The following is an 18550-nucleotide window of genomic DNA, read 5'->3' as shown; positions in this document are numbered from 1 at the left end:
AGAGTGAGGGTGTGGAAGACGGGCTGAGGGAGCGCAAGAAGAAGGAGACCCGGCAGCAGATCTCCGACGCCGCCACCGGGCTCTTTCTGGAGCGCGGGTTCGACGGCGTCACGGTCGGGGAGGTGGCCGAGGCCGCCGGGGTCTCGCCGAAGACGGTGTTCAACTACTTCCCGCGCAAAGAGGACCTCCTCCTCGACCGTTTCCCCGGCGCGCTGGAGGAGGTCGCGCGGGTCGTGCGAGAGCGTCCGGCGGGCGCCCACCCGGTGGACGCGCTGCGCGACCTCCTGTTGCGGCTGCTGGCGGAGGGCGACGCGCTGGGCGGTTATGTGGACCGGCCGACCTTCATCCGGTTCTGGCAGGTGGTGGGTGAGTCGTCCGCGCTGAAGGCCAGGGTCAGGGAGTACGTGGAGGAGCTGGAGGACGTCGTCGCGCGGCTCCTCGCCGAGACCGGGGGGAGGGACCCCGACGGTCCCGCCGTCCGGCTGGCCGCGGCCTGGACGGCAGCCGCCTACCGCACCGTCTACGTGACGGGCGTGCGCCGGGCGTCCGCCGGGGAGGGCGGGGAGGAGCTGAGGGCCGAGCTGTCCCTGCTGGCCGAGCGGGTCTTCCGCAACCTGAGGTCGGCCGTGGACGGCTGCGCCGGTCTCGACGGCTGATAGCGTCCGGACGCGTGTCCGTACATGAGTCCACACGGCGGAGGCTGAGCGACCGCCAGGCCGACACCGTCCGCCGGCTGACCGACGCCACCGTCGCCGAGGTGCGGGAGACGGGGTACGACGGCCTGACCGTCCGCAACGTCGCGCGCCGGGCGGGGGTGGCGGCGGCGACCGCCTACACCTACTTCACCTCCAAGAACCACCTGCTCACCGAGGTCTTCTGGCGCAGGCTGGAGGCGCTGCCGCGGACCGACGGGGACGCGGCGCAGGCGCTCAGGGAGATCGTGCTGCTCATCGCGAGCGAGCCGGAGCTGGCGGCGGCCTGCACGACGGCGGTCCTGGCGTCCGACCCGGACGTGCGGGAGCTGCGGCTGCGCATCGGCCTGAACATCCACCAGAGGCTGGTGCACGCGCTCGGCCGGGAGGACGGGGTGGTCCTGGACGCGCTGGAGATGGCCTACTCGGGAGCGCTCCTGCAGGCGGGGATGGGCTACATGTCCTACACGGAGGCGGCCGACCGGCTGGCCGAGGTGGCCCGGCTCACCCTGCGCTGAGCGCGGGCGTCCCTTGTCCGCGCCGGAAAGGTGAACTAACGTCTGGACACGTGTCCAGTGATCTCGAGTACAGCCCGTACGACTACCGCGTCCACGAGGACCCCTACCCCGTCTACGCCAGGCTCCGCCGGGAGGCGCCGCTCTACCGCAACGAGGAGCTCGACTTCTGGGCCCTGTCCCGGCACGCCGACGTCGCGACGGCCTTCCGCGACTGGGAACGCTTCTCCAGCGTCAACGGCGTCACGCTCGACGCGTCGGCGTGGGGCCCGCACGCGCACCGGACGATGTCGTTCCTGGCGCTCGACCCGCCCCGCCACACCCGCCTGCGCAGCCTGGTCTCGCGGGGCTTCACCCCGCGCCGGGTGCGCGAGCTGCACCCCCGCATCCTGGAGATGACCCGGACGCTGCTGGAGCCCCTCATCGAGGGCGAGCCGTTCGACTTCGTCGCCGACTTCGCCGGCGTGCTGCCGATGGACGTCATCTCCGAGCTGATGGGCGTGCCCGAGGCCGACCGCCCCGAACTGCGCAGGCTCGCCGAGGTCGTCGTCCACCGGGAGGAGGGCGTGCAGGACGTGCCGCCCGCCGGGATGGACGCGGCGCTCACCCTGGTCGGCTACTACGCGGAACTGCTCGCGGCCAAGCGCCGCAAACCGGGGGACGACCTCACCTCGGCGCTGCTGGAGGCCGAGGTCGACGGCGACCGGCTCGCCGACGGCGAGATCATCGCCTTCCTGTTCCTCATGGTCATCGCCGGCAACGAGACCACCACGAAGCTGCTGGCCAACGCCCTCTACTGGGCGTGGAAGCACCGGCTCACCGACCGCGTGCTGAAGGAGCCGGTGGACGCCTGGATCGAGGAGACGCTGCGCTACGACACCTCCAGCCAGCAGATCGCCCGCACCGTCGCCGAGGACTTCACCGCCCACGGACGGACCGTCCCCGCCGGGTCGCGGCTCCTCCTGCTGGTCGGCTCCGCCAACCGCGACGAGGACGTCTTCCCCGGCGCCGACCGCTACGACCTCGACCGCGACACGTCGCAGCTCATCAGCTTCGGCGGAGGCAGGCACTACTGCCTGGGCGCGAACATGGCACGCCTGGAGGCCCAGATCGCCCTCACCGAGTTCACGCGCCTGGTCTCGGCCTACGAGGTGGACGAGGCGAACGCCGTCCGCGTGCACTCGTCCAACGTGCGCGGGTTCGCCTCCCTGCCGGTTTCCTTGATCGGCCGCTCCCCCGGATGAGTCGAAGACGACGTTCGATAGTGTTCAGTCGTTGCTAAGTTTGGTTCTGACCACTGTCGAAGGTGAAGGGGTCCTCACCATGAAGAAGCTTCTCGTGCTCGCCATTCTCGGACTCGGCGGCTTCGCCATCTGGAAGCGCCTCCAGCAGGACCGCGCCGAACTGGACCTGTGGACCGAGGCGACCTCCGCAGAGTGATATGACGAGAACCGGCGCCGCGTGCTTCCGAGCGGCGCCGTTTCCGTGAGCGGGATACCCGTTCGCGACCGGCGGCTTTCCCCGGTACTCTGGCCGCACCAGGGGCCGTAGCTCAATTGGTAGAGCACCTGCCTTGCATGCAGGAGGTCTGGGGTTCGATTCCCCACGGCTCCACCGCGGGGTCCTCCCCGAGGGGAGACCCGGTTTCGACAGAACTCCGGTCGGCGTATCGCCGGCCGGAGTTCTGCGTTCTCAGCGGGCCTCGGCGCGCTCAGCCCGGTTCGGTGAGGGCGAGCAGTTCCGCACGGGCCACGGCGAGCTGCTCGCCGGTGAGATACGGGCTCTGCAGGGCGAAGGCCAGGCCTTCCGCGGCGAAACGCACGGCCAGCGCCCGTCCTTCGGGGAGCCCGTCGGCGGCGAAGGCCGCGTTCCATGCCTCCGCGTCGCGCCGGTGGAACTCCTCGAGCTGGGGCGCGAGGCCGAGCACGGTGAAGAGACCGGTGGGGCAGAAGGCGTTCGTCAGGTACTCGCTGTCCCCCGTGAGGGCGCGGACGTAGCCGCGGGTGAACTTGCCGGCCCGGTTCTCGGAGATGTCGACGTGCGCACGCACCTCGTCCCACATGCGGGCGGTGCCGTGCTCGTACACCGCCCGGACGAGAGCGTCGCGGCTGGGGAAATGGTGCATGAGGCCGCCCTTGGTGACCCCTGCGGCGGTGGCGATGTCGGCCAGGCTCGCCTGGGCGCCGCGCTCGGTGAAGACCCTCTCGGCGGCGTCCAGGATCGCGCGGCGGGTGCGCTCCTTGTCGCGGGACTGGCGTTCAGTGGTGGACATGTGCTTTCTCCGGCTCCATGGGGGTCGAGGGTATGACGCGCCAGGCGACCACGGCGGACACGGCGAGGATCGCGGCGGCGATGAAGGACGTGGTCTGCACGGCGGTCGTGAAGGCCTCCCGGGCGACGGCGATGGCGTCGGCGTTCGTGACCGAGGCCACGGCGGCGGCCAGCGACTCCTCGACGGTCGCGGTGTCGGCCGGGGACAGGCCGTCGGGCAGGTCCAGGCCTGCGCGGTAGACGGCGACCTGGACCGAGCCGAGGACCGCGATGCCCAGCGCCCCGCCGAGCTCGTAGCCGGTCTCGGCGATCGAGGAGGCCGCGCCCGCCCGTTCCTTGGGGACCGCGGTGACCACGGCGTCGGTGGACAGGGTCATGGCGACGCCGATGCCCAGGCCGAGCACGGCCAGGAAGGCCGCCAGGCCCCAGTACGACGGGAGGGCGGCGGTGAGGCCCAGGCCCGCGAGCCCGAGGGCGCCGGCGGCCAGGCCGATGCCGATCGAGCGTCCGGTGCCGAACCTCGCGACGAGGAGGCCGATGAACACGATGACGGCCATGGAGGCGACCGTCGAGGGCAGCTCCGCCACCCCGGCCTGCAGCGGGCCGTACTCGCGCACGAGCTGCAGGTACTGGGAGAAGAAGAACAGCAGGCCCATGAAGGCGAAGATCGACAGCGTGTTCGCGGCCACCGCCCCGGCGAAGGCGGGGACCTTGAAGAGCGAGACGTCCAGGAGGGGGAACCTCAGCCGCGTCTGGCGGCGGAGGAACGCCCATCCGGCCAGGAGCCCGATCGCGGCGGCGGCCGGGACGCTCCAGTCGAGCCCGGTGCCCACCCAGTGCTTGACCGCGTAGACCAGCGGGACGATCGCGAGGATCGACAGCGCCGAGGAGGCGAGGTCGACCGGCTGGTCGGCGCGGCCGCGCGACTCCGGCAGCAGGAGGTACCCGGCGACCAGGACCAGCACCATGATCGGAACATTGATCAGGAAGACCGATCCCCACCAGAAGTTCTCCAGCAGCGCGCCGCCGATCAGCGGACCCGCCGCGGCGCCCGCGGTGGCGCCGGCGGACCAGATCGCGATGGCGCGGGTGCGCTGCCCGGCGTCGGCGAACATGGCGCGCACGATCGAGAGCGTCGAGGGCATCAGCGTCGCGCCGGCGACGCCCAGCAGGGCGCGGGCCGCGATCAGCGTCTCGGGGTTCGGGGCGAAGGCGGCCGTCACCGAGGCGATGCCGAAGGCGCCGCTGCCGATCAGCAGCAGGCGTTTGCGGCCGATCCGGTCGGCGAGGTTGCCCATCGTGATGAGCAGGCCGGCCAGGACGAAGGAGTAGATGTCCCCGATCCACAACAACTGCGTGGCGGACGGGTCGATGTCGGCGGTGAGGGACGGGACCGCCAGGTAGAGGACGGTGCCGTCGATCGTCAGGAGCAGGACGACCAGGACGAGGACGCCGAGTGCGAACCATTCGCGTCGGCCGGCCCGTGCCGGTGCGAGGGCGTCTGTGGTGGTCATGTCACCACATTAGCCGACCAAATGGATTGTTAGGGAAACCGGATGGGTTGTTGAGACGAGACGGTTCGTCTTGACATAGGTCCTCTCGGGGTGGAGTATGAGGCCCGCAAGCCGAGACGTATCGTCTCGATAGGGCGATTCGAGTAGAAGGAGATCTCCATGACCACCACCCCCGCGGGCCGTGTCTGGTTCATCACCGGCGCCAGCAAGGGCCTCGGCCGCGCCTTCACCGAGGCCGCGCTCGAGGCGGGCGACCGGGTCGTCGCCCTGGCGCGCGGCACCGCCCCGCTCGACGGGCTCGCCGCCGAGCACGAGGGCCGGCTGCTGGCCCTGCCGCTGGACGTCACCGACCGCGACGCCGTCTTCGCCGCCGTCGCCAGGGCCGTCGAGCACTTCGGCAGGCTCGACGTCGTCGTCAACAACGCCGGTGTCCTGTACCTGGGCATGCTGGAGGAGTTCACCGAAGCCCAGGCCCGCACCCAGATGGAGACGAACTTCTTCGGCGCCCTGTGGGTGAGCCAGGCGGTGATGCCGCACCTGCGCGCCCAGGGCTCCGGGCACATCCTCCAGATCTCCAGCATCGGCGCGCTGGGCGGCTTCCCCAGCAACGGCATGTACAGCGCCAGCAAGTTCGCCCTGGAGGGCATGAGCGAGGCCCTGGCGATGGAGGCCGCCGCGTTCGGCGGCAAGGTCACCATCGTCCAGCCCGGCGGCTACTGGACGGACCTGTACTCCACCGGCACGACGATGACCGAGCCGCTGGAGGCGTACGACCCGCTGCGCGCCGAACTCCAGAAGCAGTGGGCCGAAGGCTCGGTCGACAGCGACCCCCGCCTGGCCGCCGAGGCCGTCATGAAGCTCGTCGCCTCCGACGACCCGCCGCTGCGCCTCCTCCTCGGCAGCATGGTCTACGACCTCGCCTTCGACATCTCCCGCCGCCGCATGGACACCTGGGCGTCCTGGGAAGAGGTCAGCCGAGCCGCCGAACACGCCATCCCCGCCCCCGGCCAGCCCGCTTGAACCCCGGCATGCCTGTCCGTGCACGGCGGCGCTACGGAGCCTGGCGGCCCCTACGCCCCGCCTGCTCACCCTCCGGGAACGGATCGCGGTGACCGGTAGAGCCGTCCGTGGTCCTGGCCCGCCCACAGCACGCCGGGGCGTGCCCTGTCGGAGTACGACAGGGTCCGGCTTGCGGGGCGGGCGTATGGGCTGGTGCTGGACTCGCCGGTCGGTGAGGACGTCTGGCCTCGGCTCGTCGCGGTCACGCGGTGAGGGCGGTGAGGAACCAGGCGAGTTCGCGGCGCGGGTGCCGGGGCGGGGGCCAGCCGTTGACGATGGAGAGCAGATCCAGGTAGTGCTCGCGGCGCGGGTCGTTCGCGGCGGTCAGGGCGGCGGCGAGGCGCTCGCGCAGGGCTGCGTCGTCGGGGAGGTTCCGGGAGCCGGCGTAGGCGGCGGTGATGTCCGCGACGGTCTGGGCGGCCTCGGGGGAGGCGGGATCGGCGTCGGCGGCGAGCAGCGGGGGGACGGCCTCGGCTATCAGCGCGACTGCGTGTTTGCGGGGCGGGGCCGAGGGGTGCTGGTCGGCGTGGTCGGTGAACAGGTCGCGCATCAGGGAGCGGAAATCCTGGTCCTGGGTGAGTTCGGCCAGTTCCACCCAGGCCGTCAGCTGTTCGGAGGTAGGGTCGTCGGGGAGTTCGGGGGCCAGCGAACGGCGCAGGACGCGGGAGAGCGGGTCGGTGCCGTCGTCGCCGAAGGCGTCGGCGAGGAAGTCGGCGACGAGGCCGGCGCGTTCGGTGGCGGACAGGCGGGCGAGCCGGTGCATGAGATCCATCTCCTCGGGTGGGGAACCGCGCCGGGCGGCGGCGGACAGCACCGCGTGCCGCAGCCGCAGCACCCGCATCTGCACGGCGACGGCCTCGGCGTGGGCGGCGGCGACCTCGGCGGCAGGTATTTCGCGGTCGACGAGCTTCTGGACGGTGGCGAGGTCGATCCCCAGGTCGCGCAGGGTCCGCACCAGGCCGAGCCGTGCCACGGCCTCCGGCCCGTACCGCCGGTGCCCGGACGCCGTCCTGCCGGCTTCCGGTACGAGCCCCCGCTCGGAGTAGAACCGCACGGCCTTCACCGTGCACCCGCTCATCCGCGCGAGTTCTCCGATCGAGTAGCGGTGCTCTCCGTCCATGCCCTCACCCTGGCACCTCCCCCTGGGGGAGTTTCAAGCTCGGAAGGCCACCGGGCTCACCGTTCTTGAACTAAGTGCAAGAACGCTATTGCACTTAGTTCAAGTAGCGGCCTATGGTGGGCCTGCCAGCCAGTTGAACTAAGTGCAACTCAGGGAGAGCCCGTGAACACCCTCGCCGCCGTCATGCAGCTGCTCGTCGCCGCCGTCTTCGTCAGCATCCCGCTGGTCCGCCACCATTTCGGGCCCGCTGCCAAGGCCGCCGCGGTGGCCGAGCTCCGCCGCCAGAGCGTCCGGCCCGAGGTGCTGGAGGAGAACGGGCTCCGGTTCGACGCCGCCGGCCACGAGACCGCGGCTCCGGTGGCCGTCGCCGCGGTGATGATCACCACTGCTGTGCTGGGCCTCGCCGGAGCCGATCTGGCCCGGCCGCTGACCTGGGTCTTCTCCTCGCTGGTCCTGCTGATGAACGTGGTGATCGTCTACAGCAACCTCACCGCGGTGAAGTCCGTGCAGGCGGCCTTCCGGCGGAAGGGCGACCCGGAGCTGGCCCGCGTCGAGGTCGCGCCCTTCCTCAAGGCTGCCGAGGACGCCTTCCCCGGCTGGGTGCGCGTCCAGACCTACATCCGCAACACGGTGGTCTTCGCCGGTTCTTTCATCGCGCTGGCCGCCGTCTCCTTCGCCTGATGGCCGGAATTCCGACCCTGCGGCGGCGGATCTGCGGCCGCGTGAAACAGGGCCTTCACGGCGTGATCGCCGCGGAAGGCCCTGTGCGCGTGTCGGTGGTCAGGCGGCGTCCGCCGCGACTCGGACCGGCACTCCGTCACCCGGCCTTCTTCGTCCGGGAGGCGCCCCAGCCCGCCAGGAGAGCGCCGGCGAGGGCGATCACCACGTAGCCGGTGATCAGTGGCGCGAAGCCGTCGGCGACGGGGCCCAGCAGGCCCGCGTCGTCGCGGTCGGCCAGGAGCCGGATGCCGCCCTGCGCGCCCAGCACCAGCAGGACCATGCCGACGACCTGCCACATCACGTACCTCATGCCGGGATCCCCTCTTCCTCTTTATGGTTCGATCGAACCATAGCATGTTTTGGTACGATCGCACCAAAACGGTTCCGGGCGGAGTCCCGCAGCACGGCACGGAGGATCAGGGATGCCCCGACAGGTGGACCACGACCGGCGCCGCCGGCAGATCGCCGAGGCCGTGTGGCGGCTGGCGGCCCGCGGCGGCCTGGAGGACGTGACGCTCCGGCAGGTCGCCGCCGAGGCGGCGGTCTCGGCGCGGCTGCTGCAGTACTACTTCGGCACCCGCGACGACCTCCTGCTCGCCGCCCTGGAGATCCTCAACGCCGACGCCGAGCACCGGGCACGCGAGCGCGTGGCGGCCCTGGGCGACGACCCCGCCCCCCGCGCGGTCCTGCGCGGAGTCCTGATGGAACTGCTCCCCCTGGATGAAGAGCGCCGGACCCGCCACCTGGTGTACGTCGCCTACTTCGTCCGGATGCTGCGCGACGAGAGCCTGGGAGAGATCGCCCGCAACGCGCCCCCGGCCCTGGAGGACCTGATCACCGCCCTGATCACCGGAGCGCGGGAACAGGGCCACGTCCCGCCGGACGTCGACGCGCGCCGCGAAGCCGCCCTCCTCCTGGCGGCCGCCGACGGGCTGCAGACCGGCATGCTGCTCGGCCAGCGCACTTCCGAGTCCGCCCTGAGCCTCATCGACCACCAGCTCGACCGGATCTTCTCCACCCGCTGACGGGGCGGCGGAAGCACGTCTCCTCCTTTCGAAGGGTGTGCTCCGCGCCGGACGTTGCGAGGATTTCGAGCGGCGGATCCGGCACCGAGGGAGAGGGAACGGCGATGAACAAGGATGCCAAGGCACTGCTCTGGGGAGTCGTGACCTTCGTGATCGGGCTGCTGCTCTGGCGGTTCACCGGTGACGTCGAGACGCCGGTGGTCACCCTGACCAAGCTCGGTGTCGTGCTGATGGTCGTGGGCGGGCTGGAGGCCGCGTACGGGATCTACCGGAGCGTCATCGGCGGGAGGTAGGCGAACGCCAGGATCGCGGTCGTCGCGGGGGCGGGATCCCGGAAGTGTCGGGCTGGCCGGATAGCGTGCGATTCGGGCGGCGAGAAGTATGAGGGGCATGACGACCACGATGCGGCTCGACCGGCCTCCGGTCCGGATTCGCGGTGCCAGGCGTGTCCTGCTCGACTCCGCCTACGCGCTCACGGCCTTTCCGATCTCCCTGGCCGCCTTCGTGGTGGTGCTGCCGGTGCTCGCGACCGGGGCGGGGCTGTCGGTCCTGGGCGTCGGGCTCGCGCTGATGACGCTGGGGGTGCTGATCGCGCGCGGGTTCGCCGTGGCCGAGCGGCTGCGCCTCCGCGGCATGCTGGGCCGGTCCGCGCCCGAGCCCCGCCACCTCCGGTCCCGCGCGGACGAAGGCTTCATACGGCGGGTCCTCACCCCCTTGCGCGACCCGCAGAGCTGGCTGGACGTCGCATGGTCGCTGGTGGGCCTGGTGACCGGCACGATCGCGTTCTCGCTGGTGGTGGCCTGGTGGGCGGCCGTCGGCGGCGGGCTGACCTACTGGTACTGGGAGCGCTTCCTGCCCCTGGACGACGACTCCGTCACCCTGGCGTCCCTCATCGGGCTGGGCGAGGGACGCGAGCCCGAGATCATGCTGAACACCGGATTCGGCGTCTTCGCGCTGCTCACCCTGCCCTGGATGATGCGGGTGGCCGCGCTGACGCACGCCGGCCCGGCCGCGGCGCTGCTGTGCGGCCGCGCGGAACTGCAGGGCCAGGTCGACCGGGTGCAGGACTCGCGCGACGCGGCGCGGGTGGCCGAGTCGGCCTCGTTGCGCCGTCTCGAGCGCGACATCCACGACGGTCCGCAGCAGCGGCTGGTGCGGCTCGCGATGGACCTCGGCCGGGCCCGCCGCCAGGTCCACAAGGATCCCGAACGGGCCGGGCAGATCATCGAGGACGCCCGCCGCCAGGCCACCGAGACGGTCGCCGAGCTGCGGTCGCTCTCGCGCGGCATCGCCCCGCCGCTGCTGGTGGACCGCGGGCTGGCCGCCGCGGTGGAGGAGATGGCCCAGGGCTGCCCGGTCCCCGCGACGGTCAGGGCGGACGTGCCGGACGGCCTGCCCCCGCACGTGGAGACAGCCGCCTACTTCGTGGTCGCCGAGGCGCTCACCAACGTCGCCAAGCACAGCGGGGCCGGCGGTGCCGAAGTCCATGTCACCATGTCCGGTATGGGGCTTGTGGTGGAGGTGTCCGACGACGGCGTCGGCGGCGCGCACGAGGGCAAGGGGCTCGGCCTGGCCGGGCTGGCCCGGCGGATCGAGGCGGCCGAGGGCGAGCTGACCGTCTCCTCGCCGCCCGGCGGCCCGACCCTGGTGCGGGCCTGCATCCCGGTGGACCGGCGCTGATGCGCGTGGTCGTGGCCGACGACTCGGCGCTGCTGCGCGAGGGCCTGCAACTGCTGCTGGGCGAGGCCGGGCACGAGGTGGTCTCGGCGGTCCGCGACGGCCCCTCGTACGTCGAGGCGATGCTGCGGGAACGCCCGGACATCGGGATCGTCGACGTCCGGATGCCGCCCAGCCACACCGACGAAGGGCTCCGGGCCGCGTTGGAGGTGCGCCGGTCCTGGCCGGAGGCGCGGATGATGGTGCTCTCGCAGTACGTCGTCGTCCCCTACGCCCAGGACCTGTTCGCCGGTGACCCGAGCGGCGCCGGCTACCTGCTCAAGGACCGCGTCAGCGAGATCGACGAATTCCTGGAGGCGCTCGAGACCGTGGCCGACGGCGGGACGGTGCTCGACCCGGCCGTCGTGCGCGGCCTGATGGACCGGCGGCGCGACCCGCTCGCCGGCCTGACCCCCCGCGAACGCGAGGTGCTCACGCTGATGGCGGAGGGCCGCTCCAACACCTCGATCGCCGAGGCGCTGGTGGTCACCGTCGGGGCCGTGGAGAAGCACACCCAGCGCATCTTCGCCAAGCTCGGCCTGCCGCCCGACGACGACGCCCGCCACCGCCGCGTCGCCGCCGTGGTGCGGCTCCTGCGCTCCTCCGGCTGAGGTCCGTCCCGCCGGACGGCCGCCGGCGGCACCGGTGCGGTGCCGCCGGTCCTTCGTGGAACGCCCTCGCGGGAGGCGGGGTCTCAGGAACGGTTCCCGCGCAGGGGGGCCAGGTACGCCCAGTGCCAGACGAGCTCCAGCGGTCCCCGGCTGAACCTCCGCAACCACAACGACGACAGCACGAGGAGTGCGGTGACGATCGCGGCCCAGGCGAGCACGGGCCACCAGGGGCGGGCCCAGTCGAGCCGGGCGGCGAGGCCCAGGCCCCAGCCGTAGCAGAGGGCGGAGGCGGCCAGGTTCTGGAACACGTAGCCGGACAGGGCGGTCCGGCCGACGGCCGTCACCCCGCGGCGGAGCGGCCCGGGGGCGCCGGTGGCGCGGAGAGCCAGGGTGGTGACCAGGCCGAGCAGGCCGACGGCCACCAGCGGGGGCAGCACGTAGCGGTCCACCAGGAACCACTCGGGACCGGCGAAGGCGGTCACCAGGTTCAGCGGGGCGCCCGCACCTAGGCCGACGAGCATCAGACGGTTGCGGAGGCGGGTGCCGCGCTCGTCGTTCTCGAACGCGCCGGCCCGCAGCAGGCGGGAGCCGAGGAGGAAGAGGACGACGCCCATGGGGATCACGAGAAGCGTCTCGAAGCGGTACAGGACGAATCGGTCCAGTCGCATCTCGACCTGCTCGGCGTAGGAGCCCGTGGCATAGAGGCCCGGGTCGCCGAACGAGCCGCCGGAGGCGTTCGCCGTGAGCAGGGCGAGGGTGAGCAGGGAGATCAGCGCCAGGTGGACCGTCCCCATCGCCACCATCCACCTGCGCACGCTCCGCTCACCGCGGCCGATCAGGTGGGCGACGATCAGCGCGATGAACGCGTAGCCGACCAGGACGTCGAACTCGAAGACGAGGACGAAGTGGAGTGCCCCCTCCAGGAACAGCAGGGCCGTCCGCCACAGGTACCGGCCGGGCCAGCGTTTCCCCTTCCGCAGCGCGGACCGGTACTGAAGCTCCAGTCCCACGCCGAACAGGAGGGTGAGCAGTGCCAGGAACTTGCCGTTCGTCAGGTAGCGGAGGACGGTCTCCACGGTGGAGCCGCTCTCGGGCAGGAGGGAGAAGGCGCTCGGCGGTCCCGCCGGGTGGGTGAAGAGCCAGATGTTCGTGCCGAGCGTGCCGAGGATCGCGATGCCGCGGAGGACGTCCAGCACGTCGATGCGCCGGCCTGCGCCGGCCGGTGCGGGCGAGGAGGCCTTCACGGGTGGGACAGCGGTGTCGGGCCTGCTGATGGAGCTCATAATCGGAAGTCTCATCGGGAGCCCCCGCCGCGTCTTCGGCGGTTGGGAGGGGACGGTGCCATCACTTCGGAGGTCTTCCGTTCCGCGCCTCCGACTTTCGGATGAGATGCCGTCCGAGCAGGGGAAACAGGCGAGGGAACCGGCGATGACCGTGGTTTCATGACCGTGTGTCCATTATCGGGATCCCGCGGGACCGGAGCCTCCGCCGGAAGGACGTCCTGCCCGCCGCGGGGTTGTTCGTTCTGGGCGCGGCGCTCTGCGCGACCGGCTGGGAGTCCCTCTTGTGGGACGCGAGCGCGTCCGCGCCGTGGGAGGTCTCCGCCCCGTGGCGGTTGGTCCCGCTCGCGGGGGCCTGCGCCGCCGTGCTGGTGCGCAGGATCATGCCGCTGCCCGCGCTCGGCGCCGGCCTGCTGTGCGGCATGGCCGACCTGCTGATGGGCTTCAGCATCCCCATGCTGCTGGCGTTGTGGGAACTGCTCCACAGCGCGGCCCTTCACGCCTCCAAGGCCGTCAACCGCCTGCTCGTGCGCACGATCGTCGTGCTGATGGCCGCGGTCACGGTGCTGCTCCTCGTCACCGCGCAGGATCGGCAGATCGCCGTCCTGGTGTTCCTGCTGATGCTGGACCTGCTGTTCGTGCCGGTGTGGTGGGCCACGGCGGTGCGCCAGGAGCGCGAGACGGCCGACGCGGAGCGGCTCCGGGCGGAGCAGCAGGCCGTGATCGCCGAGCTCGACCGGCGCTCGGCCGTCGCGGAGGAGCGGGCCCGGATGGCGCGGGACCTGCACGACGTGATCGCCGGTCATCTGTCCGCCATCGCCCTGCAGTCCGGCGCGGTGGATCCCGAGCAGGACGAGCGGGAGCTCGTCGACGACGTCCTGCGCGCCATCCGGCAGAACAGCGTGGAGGCCCTTCGGGAGATGCGCGCCATGATCGAGCTGCTGCGCAGCCAGGATCCGCTGGAGCACCGGATCTCCGACGTCGCCCCGTCCCGCCTGGCGGACCTGGACCTCCTGCTGGACTCGGCGCGGGCCGCCGGGCTGCGGGTCGCCATGGCCGCCGGGGACGGCGAGGCCCCGCCGCCCGACCTGCCCGCCGCCGTGGACCTCACCGCCTACCGGATCGTCCAGGAGGCGCTGACCAACGCCGTCAAGCACGCCGCCGGGGCCCGGTCGTGGGTCAGGGTGTTCCCCGACGGAGACGACCTGCACGTGGAGGTCGTCAACGAGCTGGCGCGCGGCGGGGAGCCGGCCCTGTCCGGCGGGGGCACCGGCCTGCTCAACATGCGCGAGCGGGCGGCGGCGATCAAGGGGACGGTCACGGCGCGGCCGGAGGGCGGCCGCTGGAGGGTCCACGCGGTACTCCCGCTGGGAGAGAAGAGGGAGCGGCATGGTTAGGGTCCTGGTCGCGGACGATCACGCCGCGGTGCGGCAGGGGCTGGCGCTCGTGCTGAACCGGGCCGAGGACGTCGAGGTCGTCGGCGAGGCCGCCGACGGCGAGAGCGCGGTGCGGATGGCCCGGCGGCTGCGGCCGGACGTGGTGCTGATGGACGTCCGCATGCCCGGCGGCGGCATCGAGGCCACGCGGATCCTCGTCCGGGAGGAGGTGTGCCAGGTCCTGATCCTCACGACCTTCGACCTCGACGAGTACGTCTACGACGCCCTGCAGGCCGGAGCCGCGGGCTTCCTGATCAAGTCCGTCGAGGCCGCGCAGCTGGTGGAGGCGGTACGGGCGGTGGCACGGGGCGACGGCGTGCTGGCCCCGGAGGTGACCCGCCGGGTGATCTCCCGGTTCGCCCGCACCGCGCCCCGTCCCGAATCCGGGGCGGAGCCCGCGCCGCGGGGCCTGGACGGGCTCACCGAACGCGAACGTGACGTCCTCGCCTGCCTCGGCGAGGGCCTGTCCAACCAGCAGATCGCACGGCGCCTGTACATCAGCGAGACGACCGTGAAGTCCCACGTCTCCCACATCCTGACGAAGCTGGGCCTGCGCTCGCGCGTCCAGGCCGCCATCCTCGTCCGGGAACACGACGGGGGCTGAGCCCCAGGACGGCGACCGCATGCCGCGCGCCACCCTCGGCGACGGCTCCCGAGTCTGCTACGTGGGCATGCGGGCCACTCCGAAGACCGCCTGAGGGGCTTTCGGACGGGGCGGCCGCCGTGCCGGAGCGCCGGGAACGGGGGTCGCGCAGGTTGTCGACAATGCGTCGATACGATGCCGACATGATGTCGATAAAATGCCCGTCCGAGAGGCGGAGCCCGTGTTCCTAGCGCTCAGGGAGCTGAAGTTCGCCCGTGCCCGGTTCGGGCTCATGGGCGCCGTGGTGGCGCTGATCGCCGTTCTCATGGTGCTGCTGTCCGGGTTGTCGGTGGGGCTGGTCAACGACGGCGTGTCCGGGTTGCAGCGGCTGCCCGCCACCTCCTTCGCGTTCGAGAGGGGGGTGCAGCACGCGTCGGCCTTCTCGCGCAGCGTGGTGGAGACCTCCGCGGTCGGGACCTGGGCCGGACGGGAGGGGGTGGAGGACGCCGCGCCGTTCGGGAACGTCCTGGTCAACGGGCGCAGCGGCGGCGGCGTCGAGATCGACCTGGCGCTGTTCGGCGTGGAGCCCGGCTCCTACCTCTCGCCCGCGGTCGACGAGGGCGCGCGGCTGAGCGACGGCGCCCCCGCCGGGATCGTCGTCAGCAGGACGGCCGTCGAGGACGGCATCAGGCTCGGCGACACCATCACGATCGACCGGATCGGAACCGAGCTGAAGGTCGTCGGGACGCTCGCCGACCAGCACACCTACGGGCACGTGGACGTCGCCTACGTGCCGCTGCGCACCTGGCAGGAGGTGCACGTCGGGGCGCGGCCGGGCGACGAGGTGCCCGAACGCGCCTACCGGGAGATCACCGCGGTGGCCGTGAAGGGCGGGTCCGCCGACCTCCGGGCCGGGGACCTGGCCGCCGGCACCGAGAGCCTCACCCTGGAGGAGTCCTTCGGCGCCTCCCCCGGCTACAGCGCCGAGACGTCGACGCTGCAGCTCATCGAGGTCTTCCTCTACGCCATCTCCGCGCTGGTCGTCGGCGCGTTCTTCACCGTCCTGACGATCCAGCGCAGGCAGGAGATCGCCGTGGTGCGCGCGATGGGCGCGTCCACCGGCTACCTGCTGCGCGACGCCCTCGCCCAGGCGCTCATCCTCCTGATCCTGTCGGTGGGCGTCGGTGTGGCCGCCGGCGTCGGGCTCGGCAACCTGATCGGCGGCACCGCGCCGTTCGCGCTGGAGGCCGGGGCCGTCGCGGCCGCCTCCGCGCTGCTCGTCCTGCTCGGCGTGGCGGGCGCGCTCGGCGCGGTGCTGCGCATCACCGCAGTCGATCCCCTGACCGCCCTGGGAGGCAGCCGATGAAGCCGGCCGAAACCGTGCCCGGAGCACGGTCCGAGAAGAACACGTCGGGCCTCGTCATGCGGGACGTGAACCTGCAGATCGGTGACGGCGAGGACGTCATCAACGCGCTGAGCGAGGTGTCCCTCATCGTGGAACCGGGGGAGTTCGCCGCCATCGTCGGGCCTTCCGGGGCCGGGAAGTCCAGCCTTCTGGCCGTCGCGGGCGGCCTCACGACGCCCACCTCCGGCACCGTGATGGTCGCCGGGCGCGACATGACGGTCGCCGGCAGGCGGGAGCGCACGACCCTGCGCAGGGAGGCCGTCGGGTTCGTCTTCCAGTCCGGCAACCTGATCCCGGCGCTGACGGCAGAGGACCAGCTGCGCCTGCCCGTGAAGTTCGGCGGGAAGGCGGGCCGCGACCCGCTGGAGCTGCTCGCCGAGGTCGGGCTGGCCGAGAAGGCGAAGCGGCGCCCGCACCAGCTCTCCGGAGGCGAGCGCCAGCGGGTGGGCATCGCCCGCGCGCTCGTGACCGGCCCGAGCCTGCTCCTGGTGGACGAGCCGACCGCCGCGCTCGACCGGCAGCGCAGCCACGAGATCGTCGCACTGCTCGCCCGCGAGACCAGGGAACATGGAGTGGCCGCCATCATGGTGACGCACGACCATGATGTGCTGGGCCACTGCGACACCGTCCACGAGATGGTCGACGGAAGGCTCACGCGCGTCGAATAGCGGAGAAGTGAGGAGTCCCGTGCCGAAGATCCAGGCGGCCACCGTCGCGGAGCACCGCGCCATGCAGCGCAAGGCCATCCTCGACGCGGCACGGGACATCCTCGCCCAGGGCGGGAGCCAGGCCCCGAGCCTGGCCGCCGTCGCCAAGCGCACCGGTCTCGCGCGCTCCAGCATCTACCAGTACTTCGGCTCCAAGGACGACCTTCTGGAAGCCGTCGTCGTCGAGATGTTCCCCCGGTGGGCGGCCTACGTCGCGGCGCGGATCGAGGAGGCGTCCACCCCGGCGGACCGCGCCCTGGCCTATGTGGACGCCAACCTCCACCTGGTGGCGTCCGGTGAGCACGCGATCGCCCGGGGGCTGGCCGCCTTTGCCCGCGCGGAGTTCCTGGCCGAGTCCAGCAAGGTCCTGCACGACCGGCTGCGCACCCCGCTGGACGAGGCGCTCGCCGCTCTGGGGTGCGCGGACCCGGGGGAGATGGGCGAGCTGATCCAGGCCGTCGTCCACCGCGCGTCCCTGATGCTCGAGAGCGGCGCCCTCTCGGAGGAGAAGGCGAGCGCCCTCGCCCACGAGCTCCTGGAGCCCTACCTCCGCCGCTCCTGACCGCCCCGGCGCGGTTCGGTGCCGGCGAGCCCTTGCGCCGCCCGCGGTCCTGGACTGTAATCTGGACAGGTGTCCAAAACAATCGTTTGGTCGTCACAGTCCGCGATTCCCGGCGAGGTGCATCGATGATCGGTTTCGTCGGCCTGGGCCAGATGGGCGCCCCCATGGCCGGACACCTGGTGGAGCGCGGCGTGATCGTCCACGACGTGCGCCCGGAGGCCGTCCAGGAGCTGGTGGACAAGGGCGCCAGGGGCGCCCGCCGGCTGGAGGACGTCGCCGAGGCCGGCGTCGTCGGGCTGATGGTCCGCGACGACGCCCAGGTGCGCGAGGTCTGCGCGGTCCTGCTGCCGCTGCTCTCCCCCGGGTCGGTCATCGCGATCCACTCCACGGTCCGCGCCCAGACCGCCGTCGAGCTGGCCGCCGAGGCCGGGCCGTACGGGGTGGAGGTCGTCGACGCCCCCGTCAGCGGCAGCTTCCTCGGCGCGCACCAGGGCACCCTCGCCGTCATGGTCGGCGGCTCGAAGGAGGCCTTCGCCCGCTGCGAGGAGGCCTTCGCCCCGTGGTCCGGCCTGACCGTGCACATGGGGCCGGTCGGCGCGGGCACCCACGCCAAGCTCGCCCGCAACCTGCTGCACTTCGTCGCCTTCACCGCCGCGGGGGAGGCGCAGCGCTTGGCCGAGGCGGCCGGGGTCTCCCTGCGCAGGCTCGCCCGGGTGGTGCGGCACAGCGACGCGATCACCGGCGGACCCGGTTCGATCATGCTCAGGTCCGAGACCGGCCCCCTGGACCCCGAGGACCCCCTGCACGGTGTCTACTCGCACGTCCTGGCCCTGGGCGACAAGGACCTGGCCCTGGCCATGGAGCTGGCCGAAGAGCTGGGCGTGCGGACCCCGCTGACCGAGCTCGCCGCCGAACTGCTGCCCGAATCCCTGGGGGTGTCCCGTGACCGAACGGCGTGAACTGGGCCTGCGCAAGATGGCCGAGGTCTACGGCTTCGACGTCACCGACAGCCCCGGTGACGAGTTCTTCGGCTACACCGTCGACCACCTCTTCGCCGAGATCTGGACCCGCGAGGGCCTGTCCATGCGCGAGCGCAGGCTGCTGCTCATCGGCCTGCTGGCCGGGCAGAACCTCCACGACGTGCTGGACCTCCAGTTCCCCGCCGCCCTGGACAACGGCGAGCTCGACGCCGCCGAGCTGCGGGAGATCGTCATCTTCCTCACGCACTACGTGGGCTGGCCCACGGGCGCGAAGCTGAACGGGCAGGTGGAGACCCTGATCGCCCGCAGGGACAGGGCGGCGCGGCGCGACGGAACGTCCTAGCCCCGGAGCGA

22 protein-coding genes and 1 tRNA gene are annotated in these 18550 nt (G+C 72.0%); 18 read left to right on the top strand and 5 right to left on the bottom strand.

Going from position 1 to position 18550, the window contains the following annotated elements:
• Nucleotides 1-11: 11 nt before the first annotated feature.
• The 5 genes from C2865_RS03165 to C2865_RS03150 all read left to right on the top strand — a co-directional run bounded on the left by C2865_RS03165 (nt 12) and on the right by C2865_RS03150 (nt 2821).
• On the top strand, nt 12-656 hold the full coding sequence (locus C2865_RS03165) for a TetR/AcrR family transcriptional regulator (protein WP_106396739.1): 645 nt from the start codon (nt 12-14) through the stop codon (nt 654-656).
• A 14-nt stretch (nt 657-670) separates the two neighbouring features.
• The gene (locus C2865_RS03160; protein ID WP_106396738.1) at nt 671-1210 is read left to right on the top strand and encodes a TetR family transcriptional regulator; all 540 of its coding nucleotides are present in this window, start codon (nt 671-673) and stop codon (nt 1208-1210) included.
• A gap of 50 nt (nt 1211-1260) precedes the next feature.
• Nucleotides 1261-2451 (top strand): cytochrome P450, encoded by a 1191-nt coding sequence (locus tag C2865_RS03155; protein ID WP_106396737.1) that lies wholly within the window; start codon nt 1261-1263, stop codon nt 2449-2451.
• 79 nt (nt 2452-2530) lie between these two features.
• Nucleotides 2531-2647 (top strand): DLW-39 family protein, encoded by a 117-nt coding sequence (locus C2865_RS40490; protein ID WP_232835313.1) that lies wholly within the window; start codon nt 2531-2533, stop codon nt 2645-2647.
• A 101-nt stretch (nt 2648-2748) separates the two neighbouring features.
• Nucleotides 2749-2821 (top strand) — tRNA-Ala (locus tag C2865_RS03150).
• Between the two features lie 97 nt (nt 2822-2918).
• On the opposite strand, the gene C2865_RS03145 is transcribed toward C2865_RS03150, so the two are convergent.
• Nucleotides 2919-3479 carry a TetR family transcriptional regulator gene (locus C2865_RS03145; RefSeq protein ID WP_106396736.1) on the bottom strand — a complete coding sequence of 187 codons (561 nt, stop codon included), beginning with the start codon at nt 3477-3479 and terminating at the stop codon, nt 2919-2921.
• The gene (locus tag C2865_RS03140) at nt 3466-4992 is read right to left on the bottom strand and encodes an MFS transporter (RefSeq protein WP_106396735.1); all 1527 of its coding nucleotides are present in this window, start codon (nt 4990-4992) and stop codon (nt 3466-3468) included. The genes C2865_RS03145 and C2865_RS03140 overlap by 14 nt, the downstream gene beginning before the upstream one ends.
• Before the next feature lie 159 nt (nt 4993-5151).
• On the opposite strand from C2865_RS03140, the gene C2865_RS03135 reads away from it, so the two are divergent.
• Nucleotides 5152-6012, top strand: coding sequence for an SDR family oxidoreductase (locus C2865_RS03135; protein ID WP_106396734.1), 861 nt, complete (start codon nt 5152-5154; stop codon nt 6010-6012).
• A 241-nt stretch (nt 6013-6253) separates the two neighbouring features.
• On the opposite strand, the gene C2865_RS41305 is transcribed toward C2865_RS03135, so the two are convergent.
• The gene (locus C2865_RS41305) at nt 6254-7171 is read right to left on the bottom strand and encodes a MerR family transcriptional regulator (protein ID WP_106396733.1); all 918 of its coding nucleotides are present in this window, start codon (nt 7169-7171) and stop codon (nt 6254-6256) included.
• 162 nt (nt 7172-7333) lie between these two features.
• Here C2865_RS41305 and C2865_RS03125 point away from each other — a divergent pair, with 162 nt between their 5' ends.
• Nucleotides 7334-7852, top strand: a complete 519-nt coding sequence (locus C2865_RS03125) for a hypothetical protein (RefSeq protein ID WP_106396732.1) — start codon at nt 7334-7336, stop codon at nt 7850-7852.
• 136 nt (nt 7853-7988) lie between these two features.
• Here C2865_RS03125 and C2865_RS03120 read toward each other — a convergent pair whose 3' ends face one another.
• Entirely contained in the window at nt 7989-8201 is a 213-nt protein-coding gene (locus C2865_RS03120) for a hypothetical protein (RefSeq protein WP_106396731.1), read from the bottom strand.
• 112 nt (nt 8202-8313) lie between these two features.
• Here C2865_RS03120 and C2865_RS03115 point away from each other — a divergent pair, with 112 nt between their 5' ends.
• The 4 genes from C2865_RS03115 (at nt 8314) to C2865_RS03100 (ending at nt 11243) form a co-directional block, all read left to right on the top strand.
• A complete protein-coding gene (locus C2865_RS03115) occupies nt 8314-8916 on the top strand; it encodes a TetR/AcrR family transcriptional regulator (protein WP_106396730.1) in 603 nt (200 codons plus the stop codon).
• 104 nt (nt 8917-9020) lie between these two features.
• Nucleotides 9021-9209: a DUF5708 family protein gene (locus tag C2865_RS03110; protein WP_106396729.1), complete on the top strand. Its 189-nt coding sequence runs from the start codon at nt 9021-9023 to the stop codon at nt 9207-9209.
• 97 nt (nt 9210-9306) lie between these two features.
• The gene (locus C2865_RS03105) at nt 9307-10596 is read left to right on the top strand and encodes a sensor histidine kinase (RefSeq protein ID WP_198652850.1); all 1290 of its coding nucleotides are present in this window, start codon (nt 9307-9309) and stop codon (nt 10594-10596) included.
• Complete coding sequence (locus C2865_RS03100; protein WP_106396727.1) at nt 10596-11243, top strand: LuxR C-terminal-related transcriptional regulator; 648 nt, start codon at nt 10596-10598, stop codon at nt 11241-11243. Before C2865_RS03105 ends, C2865_RS03100 begins: the two co-directional genes overlap by 1 nt.
• Before the next feature lie 83 nt (nt 11244-11326).
• Here C2865_RS03100 and C2865_RS03095 read toward each other — a convergent pair whose 3' ends face one another.
• The gene (locus C2865_RS03095) at nt 11327-12526 is read right to left on the bottom strand and encodes a DUF418 domain-containing protein (RefSeq protein ID WP_106396726.1); all 1200 of its coding nucleotides are present in this window, start codon (nt 12524-12526) and stop codon (nt 11327-11329) included.
• 167 nt (nt 12527-12693) lie between these two features.
• On the opposite strand from C2865_RS03095, the gene C2865_RS03090 reads away from it, so the two are divergent.
• From C2865_RS03090 to C2865_RS03060, 7 genes are all read left to right on the top strand, one after another.
• Nucleotides 12694-13920 carry a sensor histidine kinase gene (locus C2865_RS03090; RefSeq protein ID WP_106396725.1) on the top strand — a complete coding sequence of 409 codons (1227 nt, stop codon included), beginning with the start codon at nt 12694-12696 and terminating at the stop codon, nt 13918-13920.
• Nucleotides 13913-14563, top strand: a complete 651-nt coding sequence (locus C2865_RS03085) for a response regulator (RefSeq protein ID WP_106396724.1) — start codon at nt 13913-13915, stop codon at nt 14561-14563. The genes C2865_RS03090 and C2865_RS03085 overlap by 8 nt, the downstream gene beginning before the upstream one ends.
• A 220-nt stretch (nt 14564-14783) precedes the next feature.
• Nucleotides 14784-15908 carry an FtsX-like permease family protein gene (locus tag C2865_RS03080; RefSeq protein WP_106397456.1) on the top strand — a complete coding sequence of 375 codons (1125 nt, stop codon included), beginning with the start codon at nt 14784-14786 and terminating at the stop codon, nt 15906-15908.
• Entirely contained in the window at nt 15905-16615 is a 711-nt protein-coding gene (locus C2865_RS03075) for an ABC transporter ATP-binding protein (protein WP_106396723.1), read from the top strand. The genes C2865_RS03080 and C2865_RS03075 overlap by 4 nt, the downstream gene beginning before the upstream one ends.
• 19 nt (nt 16616-16634) lie before the next feature.
• Nucleotides 16635-17216, top strand: a complete 582-nt coding sequence (locus C2865_RS03070; RefSeq protein WP_106396722.1) for a TetR/AcrR family transcriptional regulator — start codon at nt 16635-16637, stop codon at nt 17214-17216.
• A gap of 125 nt (nt 17217-17341) precedes the next feature.
• The gene (locus C2865_RS03065) at nt 17342-18175 is read left to right on the top strand and encodes an NAD(P)-dependent oxidoreductase (RefSeq protein WP_106396721.1); all 834 of its coding nucleotides are present in this window, start codon (nt 17342-17344) and stop codon (nt 18173-18175) included.
• A complete protein-coding gene (locus tag C2865_RS03060) occupies nt 18159-18539 on the top strand; it encodes a carboxymuconolactone decarboxylase family protein (protein ID WP_232835312.1) in 381 nt (126 codons plus the stop codon). Before C2865_RS03065 ends, C2865_RS03060 begins: the two co-directional genes overlap by 17 nt.
• Nucleotides 18540-18550: the final 11 nt, after the last annotated feature.

The sequence above is a fragment of the Actinocorallia populi genome (assembly GCF_002995495.1).
In the GTDB taxonomy this organism is placed as follows: Bacteria; Actinomycetota; Actinomycetes; order Streptosporangiales; family Streptosporangiaceae; genus Actinocorallia; species Actinocorallia populi.
Note: the sequence above shows the minus strand (reverse complement) of the source record. Positions and strands in the feature narration are given on the sequence as shown.

Coding starts and splice junctions, on each gene's coding strand:
- C2865_RS03120 (WP_106396731.1), bottom strand. CDS start 8,201: ATGAGGTACGTGATGTGGCAGGTCGTCGGCATGGTCCTGCTGGTGCTG.
- C2865_RS03100 (WP_106396727.1), top strand. CDS start 10,596: ATGCGCGTGGTCGTGGCCGACGACTCGGCGCTGCTGCGCGAGGGCCTG.
- C2865_RS03110 (WP_106396729.1), top strand. CDS start 9,021: ATGAACAAGGATGCCAAGGCACTGCTCTGGGGAGTCGTGACCTTCGTG.
- C2865_RS03135 (WP_106396734.1), top strand. CDS start 5,152: ATGACCACCACCCCCGCGGGCCGTGTCTGGTTCATCACCGGCGCCAGC.
- C2865_RS40490 (WP_232835313.1), top strand. CDS start 2,531: ATGAAGAAGCTTCTCGTGCTCGCCATTCTCGGACTCGGCGGCTTCGCC.
- C2865_RS03145 (WP_106396736.1), bottom strand. CDS start 3,479: ATGTCCACCACTGAACGCCAGTCCCGCGACAAGGAGCGCACCCGCCGC.
- C2865_RS41305 (WP_106396733.1), bottom strand. CDS start 7,171: ATGGACGGAGAGCACCGCTACTCGATCGGAGAACTCGCGCGGATGAGC.
- C2865_RS03065 (WP_106396721.1), top strand. CDS start 17,342: ATGATCGGTTTCGTCGGCCTGGGCCAGATGGGCGCCCCCATGGCCGGA.
- C2865_RS03095 (WP_106396726.1), bottom strand. CDS start 12,526: ATGAGCTCCATCAGCAGGCCCGACACCGCTGTCCCACCCGTGAAGGCC.
- C2865_RS03075 (WP_106396723.1), top strand. CDS start 15,905: ATGAAGCCGGCCGAAACCGTGCCCGGAGCACGGTCCGAGAAGAACACG.
- C2865_RS03115 (WP_106396730.1), top strand. CDS start 8,314: ATGCCCCGACAGGTGGACCACGACCGGCGCCGCCGGCAGATCGCCGAG.
- C2865_RS03140 (WP_106396735.1), bottom strand. CDS start 4,992: ATGACCACCACAGACGCCCTCGCACCGGCACGGGCCGGCCGACGCGAA.
- C2865_RS03085 (WP_106396724.1), top strand. CDS start 13,913: ATGGTTAGGGTCCTGGTCGCGGACGATCACGCCGCGGTGCGGCAGGGG.
- C2865_RS03105 (WP_198652850.1), top strand. CDS start 9,307: ATGACGACCACGATGCGGCTCGACCGGCCTCCGGTCCGGATTCGCGGT.